Annotated in this window: 17 protein-coding genes and 1 tRNA gene; all 18 read left to right on the top strand. The window is 48.9% G+C overall.

The features are described 5' to 3' along the window. Positions 1 to 49 precede the first annotated feature (49 nt). The 18 genes from ASG34_RS02095 (at position 50) to nuoN (ending at position 17,449) form a co-directional block, all read left to right on the top strand. Positions 50 to 1,129 (top strand): alkene reductase, encoded by a 1,080-nt coding sequence (locus tag ASG34_RS02095; RefSeq protein ID WP_055825976.1) that lies wholly within the window; start codon positions 50 to 52, stop codon positions 1,127 to 1,129. A gap of 138 nt (positions 1,130 to 1,267) precedes the next feature. Then, positions 1,268 to 2,050 carry a triose-phosphate isomerase gene (gene tpiA, locus ASG34_RS02090; RefSeq protein WP_055825973.1) on the top strand — a complete coding sequence of 261 codons (783 nt, stop codon included), beginning with the start codon at positions 1,268 to 1,270 and terminating at the stop codon, positions 2,048 to 2,050. A gap of 65 nt (positions 2,051 to 2,115) precedes the next feature. Beyond that, positions 2,116 to 2,460, top strand: a complete 345-nt coding sequence (secG, locus tag ASG34_RS02085; RefSeq protein ID WP_055825971.1) for a preprotein translocase subunit SecG — start codon at positions 2,116 to 2,118, stop codon at positions 2,458 to 2,460. Positions 2,461 to 2,466: 6 nt separating this feature from the next. Further along, positions 2,467 to 2,551 (top strand) — tRNA-Leu (locus ASG34_RS02080). A gap of 174 nt (positions 2,552 to 2,725) precedes the next feature. Then, entirely contained in the window at positions 2,726 to 3,055 is a 330-nt protein-coding gene (locus ASG34_RS13925; protein WP_055827261.1) for an NADH-quinone oxidoreductase subunit A, read from the top strand. A gap of 15 nt (positions 3,056 to 3,070) precedes the next feature. Further along, positions 3,071 to 3,550 (top strand): NuoB/complex I 20 kDa subunit family protein, encoded by a 480-nt coding sequence (locus tag ASG34_RS13920; protein ID WP_055825969.1) that lies wholly within the window; start codon positions 3,071 to 3,073, stop codon positions 3,548 to 3,550. Between the two features lie 43 nt (positions 3,551 to 3,593). Further along, a complete protein-coding gene (locus ASG34_RS02065; protein WP_055825967.1) occupies positions 3,594 to 4,190 on the top strand; it encodes an NADH-quinone oxidoreductase subunit C in 597 nt (198 codons plus the stop codon). A gap of 26 nt (positions 4,191 to 4,216) precedes the next feature. Further along, positions 4,217 to 5,470, top strand: coding sequence for an NADH-quinone oxidoreductase subunit D (locus tag ASG34_RS02060; protein WP_055825965.1), 1,254 nt, complete (start codon positions 4,217 to 4,219; stop codon positions 5,468 to 5,470). 78 nt (positions 5,471 to 5,548) lie between these two features. Continuing rightward, positions 5,549 to 6,028, top strand: a complete 480-nt coding sequence (gene nuoE / locus ASG34_RS02055) for an NADH-quinone oxidoreductase subunit NuoE (protein ID WP_055825963.1) — start codon at positions 5,549 to 5,551, stop codon at positions 6,026 to 6,028. 11 nt (positions 6,029 to 6,039) lie between these two features. Beyond that, positions 6,040 to 7,374, top strand: coding sequence for an NADH-quinone oxidoreductase subunit NuoF (nuoF, locus tag ASG34_RS02050; RefSeq protein WP_055825961.1), 1,335 nt, complete (start codon positions 6,040 to 6,042; stop codon positions 7,372 to 7,374). Between the two features lie 50 nt (positions 7,375 to 7,424). Continuing rightward, the gene (gene nuoG, locus ASG34_RS02045; protein ID WP_055825958.1) at positions 7,425 to 9,857 is read left to right on the top strand and encodes an NADH-quinone oxidoreductase subunit NuoG; all 2,433 of its coding nucleotides are present in this window, start codon (positions 7,425 to 7,427) and stop codon (positions 9,855 to 9,857) included. Position 9,858: 1 nt separating this feature from the next. Next, the gene (gene nuoH / locus ASG34_RS02040; protein WP_055825957.1) at positions 9,859 to 10,887 is read left to right on the top strand and encodes an NADH-quinone oxidoreductase subunit NuoH; all 1,029 of its coding nucleotides are present in this window, start codon (positions 9,859 to 9,861) and stop codon (positions 10,885 to 10,887) included. Positions 10,888 to 10,922: 35 nt separating this feature from the next. Then, positions 10,923 to 11,414 carry an NADH-quinone oxidoreductase subunit NuoI gene (gene nuoI / locus ASG34_RS02035; protein WP_055825954.1) on the top strand — a complete coding sequence of 164 codons (492 nt, stop codon included), beginning with the start codon at positions 10,923 to 10,925 and terminating at the stop codon, positions 11,412 to 11,414. Between the two features lie 17 nt (positions 11,415 to 11,431). Further along, entirely contained in the window at positions 11,432 to 12,061 is a 630-nt protein-coding gene (locus ASG34_RS02030) for an NADH-quinone oxidoreductase subunit J (RefSeq protein ID WP_055825952.1), read from the top strand. A 2-nt stretch (positions 12,062 to 12,063) separates the two neighbouring features. Further along, entirely contained in the window at positions 12,064 to 12,369 is a 306-nt protein-coding gene (gene nuoK, locus ASG34_RS02025) for an NADH-quinone oxidoreductase subunit NuoK (RefSeq protein ID WP_055825950.1), read from the top strand. A gap of 4 nt (positions 12,370 to 12,373) precedes the next feature. Next, positions 12,374 to 14,479, top strand: a complete 2,106-nt coding sequence (gene nuoL, locus ASG34_RS02020) for an NADH-quinone oxidoreductase subunit L (protein ID WP_055825948.1) — start codon at positions 12,374 to 12,376, stop codon at positions 14,477 to 14,479. Beyond that, positions 14,479 to 15,987: an NADH-quinone oxidoreductase subunit M gene (locus ASG34_RS02015; RefSeq protein ID WP_055825946.1), complete on the top strand. Its 1,509-nt coding sequence runs from the start codon at positions 14,479 to 14,481 to the stop codon at positions 15,985 to 15,987. Before nuoL ends, ASG34_RS02015 begins: the two co-directional genes overlap by 1 nt. Before the next feature lie 16 nt (positions 15,988 to 16,003). Next, complete coding sequence (gene nuoN / locus ASG34_RS02010) at positions 16,004 to 17,449, top strand: NADH-quinone oxidoreductase subunit NuoN (protein ID WP_055825944.1); 1,446 nt, start codon at positions 16,004 to 16,006, stop codon at positions 17,447 to 17,449. The last annotated feature ends 2 nt before the right edge of the window (positions 17,450 to 17,451 follow it).

Genomic DNA, 17,451 nt, shown 5'->3' with positions numbered 1-17,451 from the left:
TCCGTATATTCGTTTTAAGATTCGTAAAATGTAAGTATTGGAGATAAGCATGGCATTAGATTTATTTTCCCCATTAACACTGGGCGCAATCGCATTAAAAAATCGCGTAGTGATGGCACCTCTTACGCGGAACCGTGCAGGTGAGGGCGGCGTGCCGCAGGCGATGAATGTGACATACTACGAGCAGCGCGCCACAGCTGGCCTGATTATTACAGAAGCGACGCCGATTTCACCAATGGCGCATGGTTACCCGGCCTTGCCAGGTATTTATACCGATGCACAGATTGCCGGCTGGAAAAAAGTGACCGATGCCGTCCACGCACAAGGTGGCAAAATCGTCATCCAGTTGTGGCATGTAGGCCGTATTTCACATCCTAGTTTATTACCCAACCAGTCTCAGCCTGTAGCTCCTTCAGCAATCAAACCGGCAGGGCAGGCGTTTACTTATCAAGGTTTGCAGGATTATGTCACTCCACGCGCCCTCGAGCTGGATGAGCTGCCCACCATAGTACAAGATTATGTACATGCGACGCGTTGCGCCATCGCGGCGGGTTTCGATGGGGTTGAAGTGCATGCAGCAAATGGCTATCTGCTAGACCAGTTTTTGAGAGATGGATCAAATCAGCGCGAGGATGCTTATGGCGGGTCTCTAGAGAATCGCACCCGATTATTGCTGGAAGTGGTGCAAGCGGTAGTGGACACTATTGGAGCGAACAAAGTGGGTGTGCGTATTTCGCCGGTGAATCCGTTCAATGATATGAAAGACAGCCAGCCACAAAAGACTTTCAATTATGTTGCACAGGCATTGAATCAGTTTGATCTGGCATATTTGCATGCGGTTGAAGGCGGCATTCATGGGGGCGGTGAAGCTGAGCCGTTCGATTTTGAGGCACTGCGTAAACTGTTCAACAATGGCTATATCGCCAATCTTGGCTATGACAAAGCGCGTGGCAATGCAGTGATTGCCAGTGGGCATGCGGATGCCGTGGCTTTCGGTGTGCCATTTATCGCGAACCCTGACCTGGTTACGCGCTATGCGAAAGATGCTCCACTGAATGAAGCCGACCCTTCTTCATTCTATGGTGGCACTGACAAGGGATATACTGATTATCCGTTCTTGAGCGCTTAATGATGTTGCCGGGTCTTATTGCCTGGCTTTATACCTAAGTTTTATCACCAGACTTGTCGCTCACGGTGTGCGGGCGTAGAATTCGCGCAAAGCAAATTCAATGGGCTAACGCTCCGTACATTGTGAGTTAATTTCTGCATGTCTCAACCTGATTCAAACACAAAGCCCCATAAGTTAATTGTTGCCAACTGGAAAATGCATGGCAGCCTGGCTTTTAACCAGGCATTGATTGAGGGCTACCTGGAAGGCTTAACTTCGCTTACGCAAACAGATGTTGTAGTTTGCGTACCGTATCCATATCTGGCGCAGGCACAATCGTTGCTGTCCAATTCACGGATAGGCTGGGGTGCACAGAATCTGGCCAAGTTCGAGCAAGGTGCTTATACCGGTGAAGTCGGTGCGAGTATGCTGCGCGATTTTGGCGCGCAATATGTGATTATCGGGCATTCCGAACGCAGTACGGCGTATTGTGAGTCGGATGAGAATATCGCTGAAAAAATGATGGTAGCCAAACGCCATGGCCTGAAGCCGATTTTGTGCGTCGGTGAAACTCTGCTTGAGCGCGAAGCCGGCGTCATGGAGCGTGTGGTGGGTCGGCAGTTAGAAACAATTATTCGCCTGTTTGGTGGCGAAGCATTTGCCGATACCATTGTTTCTTATGAACCGATTTGGGCGATTGGTACTGGCTTGGCCGCGACTGCAGAGCAGGCGGTCGCCATGCACCAGTTTATTCGCGAGTCAGTAGCGAATGCCGATAAATCGGCCTCTGCCAGCTTAAAAATCCTCTACGGAGGGAGCGTAAGTCCACAAAATGCGGTACAATTATTAAATCAGAAGGAAATAGATGGTGCGCTGATCGGCCGTTGCTCGCTAGATGTTGGGCAATTTATAAAAATATGTCAGGCCGTTCCTGTAAAATAGCACCTCTAACTCAATAGCAAACGTGCCAAAAGCATCATTGTTATTACATTATCGGATTAAGGAATATGGAAAACGTCATTCTTGTCATTCATGTGTTGGCAGCAGCTTCAGTGATTGGCCTGGTCTTATTACAGCACGGCAAAGGCGCTGACATGGGTGCAGCGTTTGGAAGTGGCGCCTCAGGTAGTTTGTTCGGGGTTTCCGGCTCTTCCAATTTGCTCAGCAAGCTGACATCGATTTTTATTACAGTATTTTTTGCAACCAGTTTGACGCTGGCATTTTTGTCCAGTAATAAAGCGGGTTCTGGCAGCGTGGTTAAATCCCCGCTGACACAACAGGCTCCGGCCAAAGGCGAGGCAGTTGAACCTGCCAAGCCGGTTGAAAATACACCCAAAGATATTCCCAATTAATTTTTAGCCGTCGTGGTGGAATTGGTAGACACGCTATCTTGAGGGGGTAGTGACGAAAGTTGTGCGAGTTCGAGTCTCGCCGACGGCACCAGCGATGTTCATGCGTGATCTATTAATTCAAGGTTTCGCGACGTCGGCTGGTTGGGAAGTGTTTGCTTGGGCGTGTTTGTTGTGTAGTTGCCAGACCTTTGGGTTTGCAGTGAAATGACTTGTTAACATGATCGATTAAGGCAAATCAGTGTTAGAAAATTATTTCCCGATTTTGATGTTTACCCTGGTGGGCTTGGGCGTTGGCCTGGGGCCGCTTATTATTGGTAAACTCGTCTCTCCGCATCGCCCTGATGCGGAAAAAAACTCTCCTTATGAATGTGGCTTTGAAGCGTTTGAAGATGCGCGCATGAAATTTGATGTGCGTTATTACCTGGTCGCCATCCTGTTTATCCTGTTTGATCTCGAAATTGCTTTTCTTTTCCCCTGGGCGATCGTGATCCAGGAAATTGGCCAGGCTGGTTTTTGGGCGATGATGGTTTTCTTGTTTGTGCTGGTGGTCGGCTTCATCTTTGAATGGATGAAGGGCGCCTTGGAATGGGACTAATAGGATTGGTGCATTATGAGCATTGAAGGCGTACTGGAAAAAGGCTTTGTCACCACCACACTGGATACGGTGATCAATTACACACGTACCGGCTCTTTGTGGCCGATGACGTTCGGCCTGGCGTGTTGTGCGGTAGAAATGATGCATGCCGGCGCGGCGCGTTATGACCTGGACCGCTTTGGTATCGTATTCCGCCCCAGCCCGCGGCAATCGGATGTGATGATTGTTGCTGGCACGCTGGTAAACAAAATGGCTCCTGCGTTGCGCAAGGTTTATGACCAGATGGCCGAACCTCGCTGGGTTATTTCTATGGGTAGCTGTGCCAATGGTGGTGGGTATTACCATTATTCATATGCGGTAGTGCGCGGCTGTGACCGTATTGTGCCGGTCGATGTTTACGTGCCAGGTTGTCCGCCAACTGCAGAGGCTCTGCTGTACGGCATTATCCAGCTACAGAAAAAAATCAAACGTACCAATACGATTGCCCGAACCTGATACGCTCACCAGAATCTAAAAAACTCAGCCAAGAAATCAAACTATGTCCGCAAAACTCGAACATTTATCCGCACAGCTCAAGTTAGCACTGGGTGATGGCGTGATCAAGCTGGAACAAAAGCTGGGCGAGATTACGGTAGAAGTACATGTTAAACATTTGCTGGCCGTAGCGGATAAATTGAAAACGCACGCGGAACTCAAATTCGAGCAGCTGATTGACTTGTGTGGTGTGGATTATTCTGACTATGCTGACGGGCGTTGGGAAGGCCCACGTTTTGCGGTGGTGTTACATTTGTTATCTGTGAGTTTGAATCAGCGCGTGCGTATCCGTGCGTTTGCGACGGATGATGACTTTCCGTTATTTCCTACATTGGTTGATGTCTGGCCGGTTGCCAACTGGTTTGAACGCGAAGCGTTTGACCTTTACGGCATGATGTTTGAAAACCACCCGGATCTACGTCGCCTGCTGACGGATTATGGTTTTGTCGGCCATCCGTTCCGTAAAGATTTCCCCATGATCGGCAATGTAGAAATGCGTTATGACCCGGTACAGCAACGTGTGGTTTATCAACCCGTTTCGATTGATCAACGCAATAATGTACCGCGCCTGATTCGTGATGAAGGAAAACATCATGGCTAAATCTGGCAAGCTAGGGAATTTTTAGTATGGCTGAAATTAAGAATTACACCATGAACTTTGGCCCGCAGCACCCTGCGGCGCATGGTGTGTTGCGTTTAGTGCTTGAGCTGGATGGCGAAGTGATTCAGCGTGCAGATCCGCACATTGGTTTATTGCATAGGGCCACGGAAAAACTGGCCGAGAACCGCACTTACCTGCAGAGCGTGCCCTACATGGATCGTCTGGATTATGTATCCATGATGGCCAATGAGCATGCTTATGTGATGGCGATTGAAAAAATGCTCGGATTGGAAGTGCCTGTCCGTGCGCAGTATATCCGCGTCATGTTTGACGAAATTACCCGTATCCTAAACCATCTGTTATGGCTGGGTGCTCATGCGCTGGACGTGGGAGCGATGACAGTATTCCTGTATGCGTTCCGTGAGCGTGAAGATTTGTTTGACGTTTACGAAGCGGTTTCCGGCGCGCGTATGCATGCAGCCTATTACCGCCCTGGCGGTGTATACCGTGACCTGCCGGAAAAAATGCCGCAGCATGAAACGACTAAATTCCGCAGCGATGCAGAAATCAAGAAACTCAATGAGAACCGCCAGGGTTCCATGCTTGATTTTATTGAAGACTTTACCAACCGCTTCCCGACGTATGTGGATGAGTACGAAACGTTGCTGACCGATAACCGTATCTGGAAACAGCGTACGGTCGGTATTGGTGTAGTAACACCTGAACGTGCATTAGCGTTGGGACTGACTGGCGCGATGTTGCGTGGTTCAGGGATTGCCTGGGATTTGCGTAAGAAACAACCGTATGAAGTCTATGACAAAATGGACTTTGATATTCCACTGGGTGTGAACGGTGACTGTTATGACCGTTACCTGGTGCGTGTGGAAGAAATGCGTCAGTCCAACCGGATTATCAAGCAATGTATAGACTGGTTACGCGTGAATCCTGGTCCGGTAATCACCAGTGACAATAAGATTGCACCGCCTAACCGCGAAGGCATGAAAACCAATATGGAAGACTTGATCCACCATTTCAAGTTGTTTACCGAAGGTTTTCACGTGCCTGTAGGCGAGGCTTATGCCGCCATTGAACATCCTAAAGGTGAGTTTGGTATTTATATAGTTTCCGATGGCGCCAACAAGCCTTATCGCTTGAAAATTCGTGCGCCAGGGTTTGCGCATCTGGCAGCGCTGGATGAAATGACCAAAGGGCATATGATTGCCGATTTGGTGGCGATTATTGGTACACAAGATATTGTGTTCGGCGAAATTGATAGATAAAAGTCGATAGGTAATCGGATCGATAAGATGGCCCGGATTTCACACTGGATAAGTCGAAAAGATATTTAAGGTACAAGCATGTTAAGTGCAGAATCGATAGAGAAAATTGAATACGAACTGGGTAAGTATCCCAAAGACAGGCGCCAGGCTGCTGTGATGTCAGCCTTGCGTATTGTGCAAATGGAGCGCGGATGGCTGTCCAAGGAGAGTATTTCAGAAGTAGCGAAGTATCTGCGTATTCCGGAAATTGCTGCACTTGAAGTGGCTACTTTCTACAATATGTATGAGCTGGAGCCGGTGGGTGAACACAAGATCACCATCTGTACCAATATCTCCTGTATGTTGCGCGGGTCGGATGAGATTGTCGAACACCTGCAACATAAGCTTGGAGTTGGTTTTAATGAAGTCACTGCTGATGGCAAATTCTGCCTCAAAGAAGGAGAGTGCATGGGATGTTGCGGCGGTGCGCCGTTGCTGCATGTGAACAACAGTCAAATGCATGAGTTTCTCACCACTGAAAAAGTGGATGCGCTCATCAATGAGTTAAACAAGGGCTGAAGGAACGGGTCATGGCAAGCACTTCAAATACCCCTGCAAACAAAGCGCCTGTGGTCAAAACAGACCTGGCGGGGCAGACCCTGGTCACCTTACGCACACTGACTGAAGAAAATCCTGCTGCACTGGCGACCTATGAAAAATTGGGTGGTTATGTTCAACTCAAACGATTAGTTACTGAGGGAATCAAAGCGCCGGAAATCATCAGCCAGGTAAAAGTCTCTAACCTGCGCGGACGCGGCGGTGCCGGTTTCCCGACCGGATTGAAGTGGAGCTTTATGCCACGTTATTACGATGGCACCAAGTATCTGGTGTGTAATACCGATGAAGGTGAACCAGGCACTTTCAAAGACCGTGACATTATCCGCTACAACCCGCACCAGTTGATTGAAGGTATGGCGATTGCCGCCTACACATTGGGCGCGCGCGTAGGTTATAACTATATCCACGGTGAAATATGGCAGGATTACGAAATATTCGAAGCGGCATTGGCCGAAGCGCGTGAAGCGGGCTATATAGGGGAAAACCTGTTTGGCACCAATTTCAGTTTCGATTTATACGCAGTGCATGGCTACGGTGCTTACATCTGTGGCGAAGAAACCGCCTTGATCGAATCCATTGAAGGTAAAAAAGGCCAGCCACGTTTTAAACCGCCATTCCCGGCCAGTTATGGGGTATTTGGCAAGCCTACCAATGTGAATAATACCGAGAGCTACGCCTCGATTCCGTGGATTATGCAGAACGGCGGCCAGGCGTTTGCAGACCTGGGTGTGCCTAATTCCGGCGGCAGTAAATTGTTTTCAGTCTCAGGCCATGTCAACAAACCAGGTAACTACGAAATCAGAATGGGCACGCCTTTTAAGGACTTGCTCGAAATGGCCGGTGGTATCTGGAAAGGTCGAAAACTAAAAGCGGTTATTCCTGGTGGACCTTCTACGGCGGTTATGCCAGCCAGTGCGATTGAAAATGCCACCATGGATTACGATGGCTTGAGTAAAGCCGGTTCCAGCCTGGGTGCAGGGTCGATGATTGTGATGGATGAAACCACTTGCATGGTTAAAACGCTTAAACGATTAAGCTATTTTTTCTACGAAGAAAGCTGCGGCCAATGTACGCCATGCCGCGAAGGCACCGGTTGGGTATATCGCATTATCGAGCGCATCGTGAATGGCAAAGGCAAAATGGAAGATCTGGATTTGCTGACTGATTTAAGCAACAACATTTCCGGTCGCACAATTTGTGCGCTGGGTGATGCGGCAGCAACGCCGGTGTTGAGCTTTATCAAGCATTTCCGCCCCGAGTTTGAGTACTACATACAGCATGGAAAATCCATGATCGACGGTAAATAAAAATCTATTTTTGAGACCAGCTCAACAAATAAATTTTAGAGATTGCAGACATGTTAAATATTGAAATTGATGGCAAACCACTAGAGGTCGAACACGGCAGCACCATTATTGATGCTGCGGATGCGGTAGGCATTGCCATCCCGCGTTTCTGCTATCACAAGAAACTGTCTGTAGCTGCAAACTGCCGCATGTGCCTGGTACAGGTGGAGAAATTCAATAAACCTTTGCCTGCCTGTGCCACACCGGTCGCCGATGGCATGAAGATTTTTACACGCAGCAAATCTTCCGTTGAAGCACAAAAAAGCGTGATGGAATTTTTGCTGATCAATCATCCGCTGGATTGCCCGATCTGTGACCAGGGCGGTGAATGTGATTTGCAGGATATCGCAGTCGCCTATGGCGCTTCCGGTTCACGTTACACAGAAGAAAAACGCGTGGTGTTCAACAAAAATATCGGCCCGCTTGTTAGTACCGATATGACACGCTGCATTCAGTGTACTCGTTGTGTGCGCTTCCTTAAGGAAGTTGGCGGTATGCAGGAGTTGGGCCTGGTCAACCGTGGTGAGCATGCAGAAATTACTGCTTACGTTGATCAATCAGTTAATTCAGAATTAAGCGGCAACATCATTGATTTATGCCCGGTCGGCGCGTTAACCAGTAAGCCGTTCCGCTATTCTGCACGTAGCTGGGAGTTAGTACGTCGTCCTTCAATTGCCCCGCATGATGGCCTTGGCTCCCATGTTGAAGTGCATGTTAAAGATAACAAAGTCATGCGCATACTGCCGCGTGAAAAAGAGTCAATCAACGAATGCTGGTTATCTGACCGCGACCGTTTCTCTTACGAAGGCCTGAACAGTCCGGATCGCCTGAAAGTGCCGATGATCAAGCACAACGGGCAATGGCAGGAAACAGATTGGAAAACAGCGCTGGAATTTGCTGCAGGCCAGCTCAAAGACATTACCAAACAACATGGTGGCGAGGCGCTCGGCGTGCTGGTTTCCCCAAACAGCACCATGGAAGAAGGTTACCTGATCAAGCAACTGGCTGATGGCTTGGGTTGCGGCAACGTCGATTACCGATTGCGCCAGACGGATTTCCGTCTCGATGGTAAGCGTACCGGTACGCCATGGATGGGCTGTAATATCCAGGAAGTTGAAGAGCTGGACCGTATCCTGTTGATCGGGTCCAATATCCGTAATGAACACCCATTGCTGGCACAGCGTATCCGTAAAGCGGTGGCGAATGGTGCCGAGCTCAGTATTGTCAGCCCGCTGGACAATGATCCATTGATGGATATTGCGCACAAAGTGATTGTGCGCCCGAATGATATGGTCAATGTTTTGGGACAGATTCTGAAAGCCATGTCCGGTCTGCAAAAACTGTCACTATGTTTGCCACCGGCATTGAATGAGTTGCTGGAAGAAATCAAGATACGCCCAAATACGCAAAAAATTGCGGAAAGCCTGGCCGGTATCCGTGAGGACCTGATCCTGATTGCGCCTAAGGTCGGTATTTTCCTGGGCAATATGGCATTGAGTGATCCGCGTTTTACCGAGATGTATAGTATGGCGGAAGCGATTGGCGGTATCAGTGGTGCCAAGGGCGGTATTTTGCCTCCGGCAGCGAATAGTACCGGTATGCATATGATAGGCGTCATGCCTTCAGCCACCGGTATGCATGCGCGCGCCATGATTGAAATACCGCGTAAAGCTTACCTGTTATTGAATATCGAACCAGAACTGGATTGCCAGCATGCGGCATTGGCTAACGAGGCGATGGCTAAAGCCGAGTGTGTAGTGGCATTAACAGCTTACAAGTCTTCTGCCCTTGAAAACGCCGATATCCTGTTACCGATTGCACCATTTACTGAAACTTCCGGTACTTTTATGAGCATGGAAGGGCGTGTACAAAGCTTCCAGGCTGTGACACGTCCGTTAGGCGAATGTCGTCCTGGCTGGAAGGTATTGCGTGTGTTAGCGAATACACTGGGACTTTCCGGTTTTGATTACAACAGTTCGGAAGAGGTTAAAAACGCACTGTTCAATGGTGAGAAGCCTTCTGCCGTAGTCTGGCGCAGTCTGAACAACAACCTGAAAGAGCTGGTTGAAATCCAGGTGAATATCAAGAAGACAGGTTTGCAGCGTATCGGTGAAGTGCCGCAGTACGAATTTGACCCTATCGTGCGTCGCTCTGCACCACTACAAAAGACCAAATACAACATCCGCCCGATGGCACGTATTCACGGCGACCAGCTGGCCGAATTAGGCTTGCAGGATGGCGATATTGTGGTTGTCCGCCAGAGCAAAGGCAGCGCGGTGCTGAAAGTGCGCGCAGATAATCATGTGGCAAAAGGTTGCGTGCGTGTAGCCGCAGCACATCCGCTGACAGTCGGTTTGGGTGATCTGATGGGTGATATTACGATTGAAAAAGCGGCAGTCGAGCAAGTGGCGATTTACGAAAAACAACTGACGGAGATGGCATAACATGCAATTCTTCGCTGACTTATTTGGATCCTACTGGCCGGAAGTACAACTGGTGTCATGGACACTGGTGAAAATTGTCGCCATCGTGCTGCCTTTGATGGTATGCGTAGCTTACCTGACCTATTTCGAGCGCAAGGTGATTGGCTATATGCAGGTGCGTATCGGGCCTAACCGTGTTGGTCCATTCGGTTTGTTGCAACCTGTGGCAGATGCATTAAAACTGTTATTCAAAGAAATCATCCTGCCTACCGCTTCGAATAAAGTGTTGTTTTTTATTGGCCCTATCCTGACAATTGCACCTGCCTTTGCCGCCTGGGCTGTGATACCGTTTGATGCGACACTGGTGTTAGCTAATATCGATGCTGGTTTGTTGTATATCCTGGCCATGACTTCAGTCGCGGTCTATGGCGTGATTATTGCCGGTTGGGCATCCAACTCCAAATATGCTTTCCTGGGATCTTTACGTTCTGCCGCACAAATCGTTTCTTATGAAATTGCCATGGGCTTTACGCTTGTCGGTGTGCTCATGTGTGCAAACTCCCTCAACCTGGGCAAGATTGTCATGGGGCAGGAGGGTGGTTTCTGGCACTGGTACTTTATTCCATTGTTCCCGCTGTTTATTGTGTATTTCATCAGTGCCGTCGCGGAGACTAACCGCGCACCGTTTGACGTCGCTGAAGGTGAGTCGGAGATTGTGGCTGGCTTCCATGTGGAATATTCCGGTATGGCTTTCGCGGTCTTCTTCCTGGCGGAATATGCCAACATGATTTTGGTGTCCATGCTGGCCGCACTGATGTTCCTAGGCGGCTGGTTGTCACCAGTACCATTCTTGCCAGACAGTGTTTTGTGGCTGTTAGCCAAAGTCGCATTTTTATTATTTTTATTCTTGTGGTTCCGTGCGACCTTCCCGCGCTACCGCTATGACCAGATCATGCGTCTGGGCTGGAAAGTATTTATTCCGATCACGCTGGTGTGGATTGTCGTAGTTGCCGCCATGATGCAGACCCAGTGGGCGTACCTGTTCCATTAATAGGATGTACGGACAAAGAATTTGGAAACCTTACCATGTTGAACGCGATTAAAAATACATTAGGCAGTTTAATGTTATGGGAAATGCTGAAAGGCATGGCTCTGACCGGACGCTATTTCTTTGCCAAGAAAATCACTATCCAGTACCCGGAAGAGCGCACACCGCAATCGAACCGCTTCCGTGGTTTGCATGCATTGCGCCGCTACCCGAATGGTGAAGAGCGCTGCATTGCCTGCAAATTGTGCGAAGCAGTGTGCCCGGCGATGGCAATCACTATTGAATCTGACCAGCGTGAAGATGGCAGCCGGCGTACTACGCGTTATGACATTGACCTGACCAAGTGTATTTTCTGCGGCTTCTGTGAAGAGTCTTGCCCGGTAGACAGCATTGTTGAAACGCGAATTTTTGATTATCACGGTGAGCAGCGCGGCGACCTGATTTACACCAAAGAAATGTTGCTGGAAGTGGGCGATAAATATGAGGCGCAAATTGCTGCCGATCGCACTCAGGACAAGGCTTATCGCTAAGCGCGGACAGGAAAATTATGGTATTTACTGATATTGTTTTTTATGTGCTGGCAGCTATCCTGCTGTTTTCCGGCATCCGCGTGATTACTACTCGCAACCCGGTGCATGCGGCATTGTTCCTGGTATTGTCGTTTTTTACCGCAGCCGGTATCTGGTTATTGCTTGAGGCAGAGTTTCTCGCTATCGCGCTGATCCTTGTCTATGTCGGCGCGGTGATGGTGTTGTTCCTGTTTGTGGTCATGATGCTGGATATCAACCTCGACAAATTACGTGAAGGTTTTTGGGAATATCTGCCAATGGCAGGTTTTATTGGTTTGCTGATGGTGGTTGAAATGACACTGGTGCTGGCTGACAAAAACCTGCAACCAAGCCAGGCGGTAGAGTTACCTGCCAATTACAGCAATACCGCGGCATTGGGTAAAGTGCTGTATACCGACTATTTGTTACCTTTCGAGTTAGCCGCTGTTGTGTTGCTGGTCGCCATGATCGCCGCCATTGTGCTGACCCTGCGTGAGCGCAAGGATAACAAATCCATGAACCCATCCGAGCAGGTGAAAGTGAAGCGTAATGACAGGCTGAGAATTGTTTCCATGCCTGCCGAAGTTGAACCGCCAGCGCCAACACCTGTTGCCGAGGAGAAAAAATAACCATGGTCGGCTTGTCTCATTACCTGATTTTGGGCGCGCTGATGTTTGCAATTAGCGTGATCGGCATTTTCCTCAATCGTAAAAATGTCATCATCCTGCTGATGGCGATTGAGTTGATGCTATTAGCGGTAAACCTCAATTTCATCGCTTTTTCACATTACCTCAACGATATCGCCGGCCAGGTGTTTGTATTTTTTATCCTGACGGTTGCAGCTGCTGAATCGGCGATTGGACTGGCAATTCTGGTGGTGCTATTCCGTAATCTTCACACTATCAACGTCGATGATCTGGATCAGTTAAAAGGCTAGTGGCATGACAATAAAACAAATCCTGATATTGATCCCTTTGCTGCCGTTATTTTCGGCAGCCATCGTTGGTTTATTCCGCAATCAACTGCCACGCTGGACTGCGCATGCCATTACCATCGCCGGTGTCGGTGCAGCTTTTGTACTATCCGTCACCATACTCAACCAGACACTGGATGGATTTACCCTGAATGAATCCGTATATACCTGGCTAAACTCAGGTGATATCCATTTTGAAGTCGGTTTCCTGATTGATAACCTGAGTGCCATGATGATGGTAGTCGTCACTTTCGTGTCGTTGATGGTGCACGTATATACCATAGGCTATATGCAAGAGGATCCGGGCTATAGCCGTTTCTTCAGCTATATCTCGCTGTTTACCTTCTCCATGCTGATGCTGGTGATGAGTAACAACTTCATGCAGCTGTTTTTCGGCTGGGAAGCGGTAGGCCTGGTGTCTTACCTGCTGATTGGCTTCTGGTTTACACGTCCAACAGCCATTTACGCTAACCTGAAAGCTTTCCTTGTGAACCGGGTAGGGGACTTTGGCTTCCTGCTGGGCATAGGTATGGTGCTGTATTATTTTGGCAGTGTGGATTACGCGACCGTGTTTGAACGCGCACCATCTATGGCAGATGCACAAGTGAACATCCTGGGTAGCAGCTCATGGTCTCTGATGACAGTCACCTGTCTGCTATTGTTCGTGGGCGCCATGGGTAAATCGGCACAAGTGCCGTTGCATGTCTGGTTGCCAGACTCGATGGAAGGCCCGACACCAATTTCTGCATTGATTCACGCCGCGACCATGGTAACGGCAGGTATTTTTATGGTGGCACGTATGTCGCCGCTATATGAACTGTCAACAACAGCCTTATCCACGGTGATGGTGATCGGGGCGATTACTGCCTTGTTTATGGGTTTCCTGGGGATTATCCAGAACGATATCAAACGTGTGGTGGCATATTCCACGCTGTCACAACTCGGTTATATGACGGTCGCGCTGGGTGCTTCGGCATACTCAGTGGCAATTTTCCACCTGATGACACACGCATTCTTCAAAGCCTTGTTATTCCTGGGTGCCGGTTCTGTGATTATAGGTATGCACCATGACCAGGATATCCGCAACATGGGTAACCTGAAAAAATACCTGCCGATCACATGGATTACTTCGCTGATAGGTTCGCTGGCCTTGATCGGTACACCTTTCTTCTCCGGTTTCTATTCAAAAGACAGCATCATTGAAGCAGTAGAGTTATCGCATATTCCAGGCAGCGGGTTCGCCTACTTTGCGGTGATCGTTGGCGTATTTGTGACAGCATTCTATTCTTTCCGACTGTATTTCCTGGTGTTTCACGGTGAAGAAAAATGGCGCCAAGTAGCGCATGGAGATGCCGGACACGCAGACCATAAGCATGTCGCGCATACTAACGATGCCCATGGTACGCACGATGCGCATGCAGATGACCATCATGACGATCATGCACATGACGATGCGCATCATCACGGCCTTGGCCCGAATGACAATCCGCATGAGCCAGGCTGGGTAGTGACCTTGCCATTGATATTATTGGCAATTCCATCACTGGTCATTGGTTATTTTGCGCTGGAGCCTATGGTGTTTGGCGATTTTTTCAAGAATGTGATTTTCGTGAATCCTGAAGCGCATCCGGCGATGGAGCATCTGGCACATCATTACCATGAGTTTATGCACAGTCCGGCTGGTATGGCGATTCATGGCTTTGCCAGCCTGCCATTTATCCTGGCTGCTTCTGGCGTGTTTTTGTCCTGGTTCTTCTATATGAAGCGCCCGGATATTCCGGCGGCGATCAAACAGCGATTCGACGTGATTTACCGCATATTGGATAACAAATATGGTTTCGATAGTTTTAACGAGAAATTCTTTGCCGGCGGTTCCCGTTGCCTGGGCCGTTTGCTGTGGAAGTTTGGCGATATCACTTTAATTGATGGTGCCATGGTGAATGGCACCGCCAAAACCATGGGTAAGATTGCTGCCAGATTACGCAATGTACAATCAGGCCTTATTTATCACTACGCTTTTACCATGATTATTGGCGTGTTTCTTCTTATGACTTTCTTTGTAAAAATTAATTGATGATGCAAGCCGACCTCACAAGTATTTCATGGTTAAGTCTCGCCATCTGGCTGCCAATATTATCCGGTGTGCTGGTATTGCTGCTGGGCGGTGACCACAAAGCGACTTTAACCCGCTGGCTGGCATTGGCAGGTAGCCTGGTCAGCTTTCTGGTGACCATACCTCTTTACACATTGTTTGATGTGCAGGATGGCTTCTTCCAATTTGAAGAGTTGCTGCCATGGATCCCTGCGTTTAATATCCATTATCACCTGGGTATCGATGGATTCTCCATGCCGCTGGTGCTGCTGACCAGCTTTACTACCGTGATTGTAGTGCTGGCCGCTTGGGAAGTGATCACCAAGCATGTTGCCCAGTATATGGCCGCCTTCCTGATCATGAGCGGGATTATGATAGGTGTCTTCACGGCACTGGATTCAATGCTCTACTATGTGTTCTGGGAAGCAATGCTGATCCCGATGTTCCTGGTGATCGGTGTGTGGGGCGGTCCTAACCGCGTATATGCCACCGTCAAGTTTTTCCTGTATACCTTGCTCGGTTCCCTGTTGATGCTGGTGGCATTTATCTACCTGTATCACCAGACCGGTAGTTTTGAACTGGCCGATTACTACTTGCTGCCTTTAAGCATGAAAGCGCAGATTTATATTTTTATTGCTTTCTTTATGGCCTTCGCTGTGAAAATCCCCATGTGGCCAGTGCACACCTGGTTGCCGGACGCCCATGTGGAAGCGCCAACAGGTGGTTCTGTGGTACTGGCAGCAATTGCATTGAAACTTGGCGGCTATAGCTTCCTGCGATTTGCGATGCCGATAGCGCCGGACGCGTCACACTACTTCAGTACCGCCATGATCGTGCTATCGCTGATCGCAGTGGTGTACATCGCCCTGGTTGCCCTGGTGCAGACCGATATGAAGAAACTGATTGCTTATTCTTCAATTTCACACATGGGTTTTGTCACTTTAGGCTTCTTTATGTTTGGCCAGCTGGCGTTGGAAGGTGCTTTGGTGCAGATGATCTCGCACGGCTTTATTTCTTCTGCCATGTTCCTGAGCGTAGGCGTATTGTATGACCGCGTACACAGCCGTGAAATTTCGGCATACGGTGGCGTCGCCAACAAAATGCCGGTGTTTGCCGGGTTTGCCGTGCTGTTTGCCATGGCTAACAGTGGCTTGCCAGGCACGTCGGGCTTTGTTGGCGAATTTATGGTGATTCTGGCCGCAGTCAAATTTAATTTCTGGGTTGGTTTCTTTGCAGCCACAACTTTAATTTTCGGTGCTGCTTATACCTTATGGATGACCAAGCGCGTATTTTTTGGTGATGTTGCAAACCACCACGTAGCTGAGCTGACAGATCTCAATAAACGCGAATTCCTGATTCTGGGTATTCTGGCAATTCTGGTCATTGGGTTCGGTGTGTATCCACAGCCAATTACTGAAGTGATGCAGGCTACCACTAGTGAATTCCTGAAACATATGGCGATTTCCAAATTGCCGGTCACTGGCTATTAAGGCAGGATGTTAGAAAATGGATAATATGCAATTCGATTTGCTCGCCCTGTTGCCGGAACTGGTGTTATTGGGCATGGCCATGTTTATTTTGCTGCTGGATTTATTTATCCTGCCGCAAAACCGCTCCATCATTTATGGGTTGAGCCAGTTCACCTTGTTTGCCGCAGCATTCTTTACATTTAAAACCCATACGCCTGCAGTTGGCTTTGCGTTCTCCCACATGTTCATCGACGACACGCTGTCGGACGTGATCAAAATGATGATGTACCTGGGTACTTCACTGATTTTTGTCTACAGCCGCAAATACCTGCAGGACCGCAGTTTGTACCGTGGCGAGTTTTATGCCATGGTGCTGTTTGGCCTGCTGGGTATGATGATTATGGTGTCCGGTCATAACTTGCTGACTATCTATATTGGCCTTGAATTATTATCTCTATGCCTGTATTCGCTGGTTGCGTTTGACCGCGATAATCCGCGTGCCTCAGAAGCAGCCATGAAGTACTTTGTGCTGGGTGCCCTGGCTTCCGGCATGTTGCTGTATGGTATGAGTATGATTTACGGTATGACCGGTAGCCTGGATGTCAGTGATATTGCCAACAGCATCATGCAGCAAAACAAGAGCCCTGTGCTGATTATGGGCTTGGTATTCCTGGTGTCAGGGATTGCTTTCAAATTTGGCGCCGTGCCGTTCCAGATGTGGGTGCCGGATGTGTATCAGGGTTCGCCAACGCCAATGACACTGTTGATCGGCTCTGTACCGAAACTGGCAGCATTTGCGATGACGGTGCGGTTGCTGGTACAAGGTCTGCATCCGCTCGCACAAGACTGGCAGGATATGCTGATGCTGATGGCAATCCTGTCTATCATTATTGGTAACTTCAGTGCCATCGTCCAGACCAACCTCAAGCGTATGCTGGCGTATTCCACCATCTCGCATGTCGGTTTTATCATGTTCGGCATGATGAGCGCCAATGCCAATGGCTTTGCCTCAAGCTTCTTTTATATCAGCACCTATGTCCTAACCTCAATCGCCGGCTTCGGCATTATTTTACTGTTAAGCCGTCAGGGCTTTGAAGCGGAAGAGATCGACGACCTTAAAGGTCTCAATCAACGCCATCCTTGGTTTGCTTTCATGATGCTGATCATCATGTTCAGCATGGCGGGCATTCCGCCTACCATCGGTTTCTATGCCAAATTTACCGTGTTGCAAGCTGCATGGCAGGCCGGATTTACCTGGCAAGTGGTCTTGGCAGTATTAATGGCAGTGATTGGCGCTTTCTACTACCTGAATATCGTGCGCAAAATGTACTTTGATGCACCGGTTGATCATTCCCCACTGACTGCGCCGATCGATATGCGTTTTGTATTAAGCGTACATTCACTGGCATTATTAGGGTTGGGCTTATTCCCGGAAATTCTGCTGAGTGTCTGTGGCCGCAGCCTGTTAATGAGTCTGCAGTAATC

The sequence above is a fragment of the Methylophilus sp. Leaf416 genome, from assembly GCF_001424665.1.
Classification (GTDB): Bacteria; Pseudomonadota; Gammaproteobacteria; order Burkholderiales; family Methylophilaceae; genus Methylophilus.
Note: the sequence above shows the minus strand (reverse complement) of the source record. Positions and strands in the feature narration are given on the sequence as shown.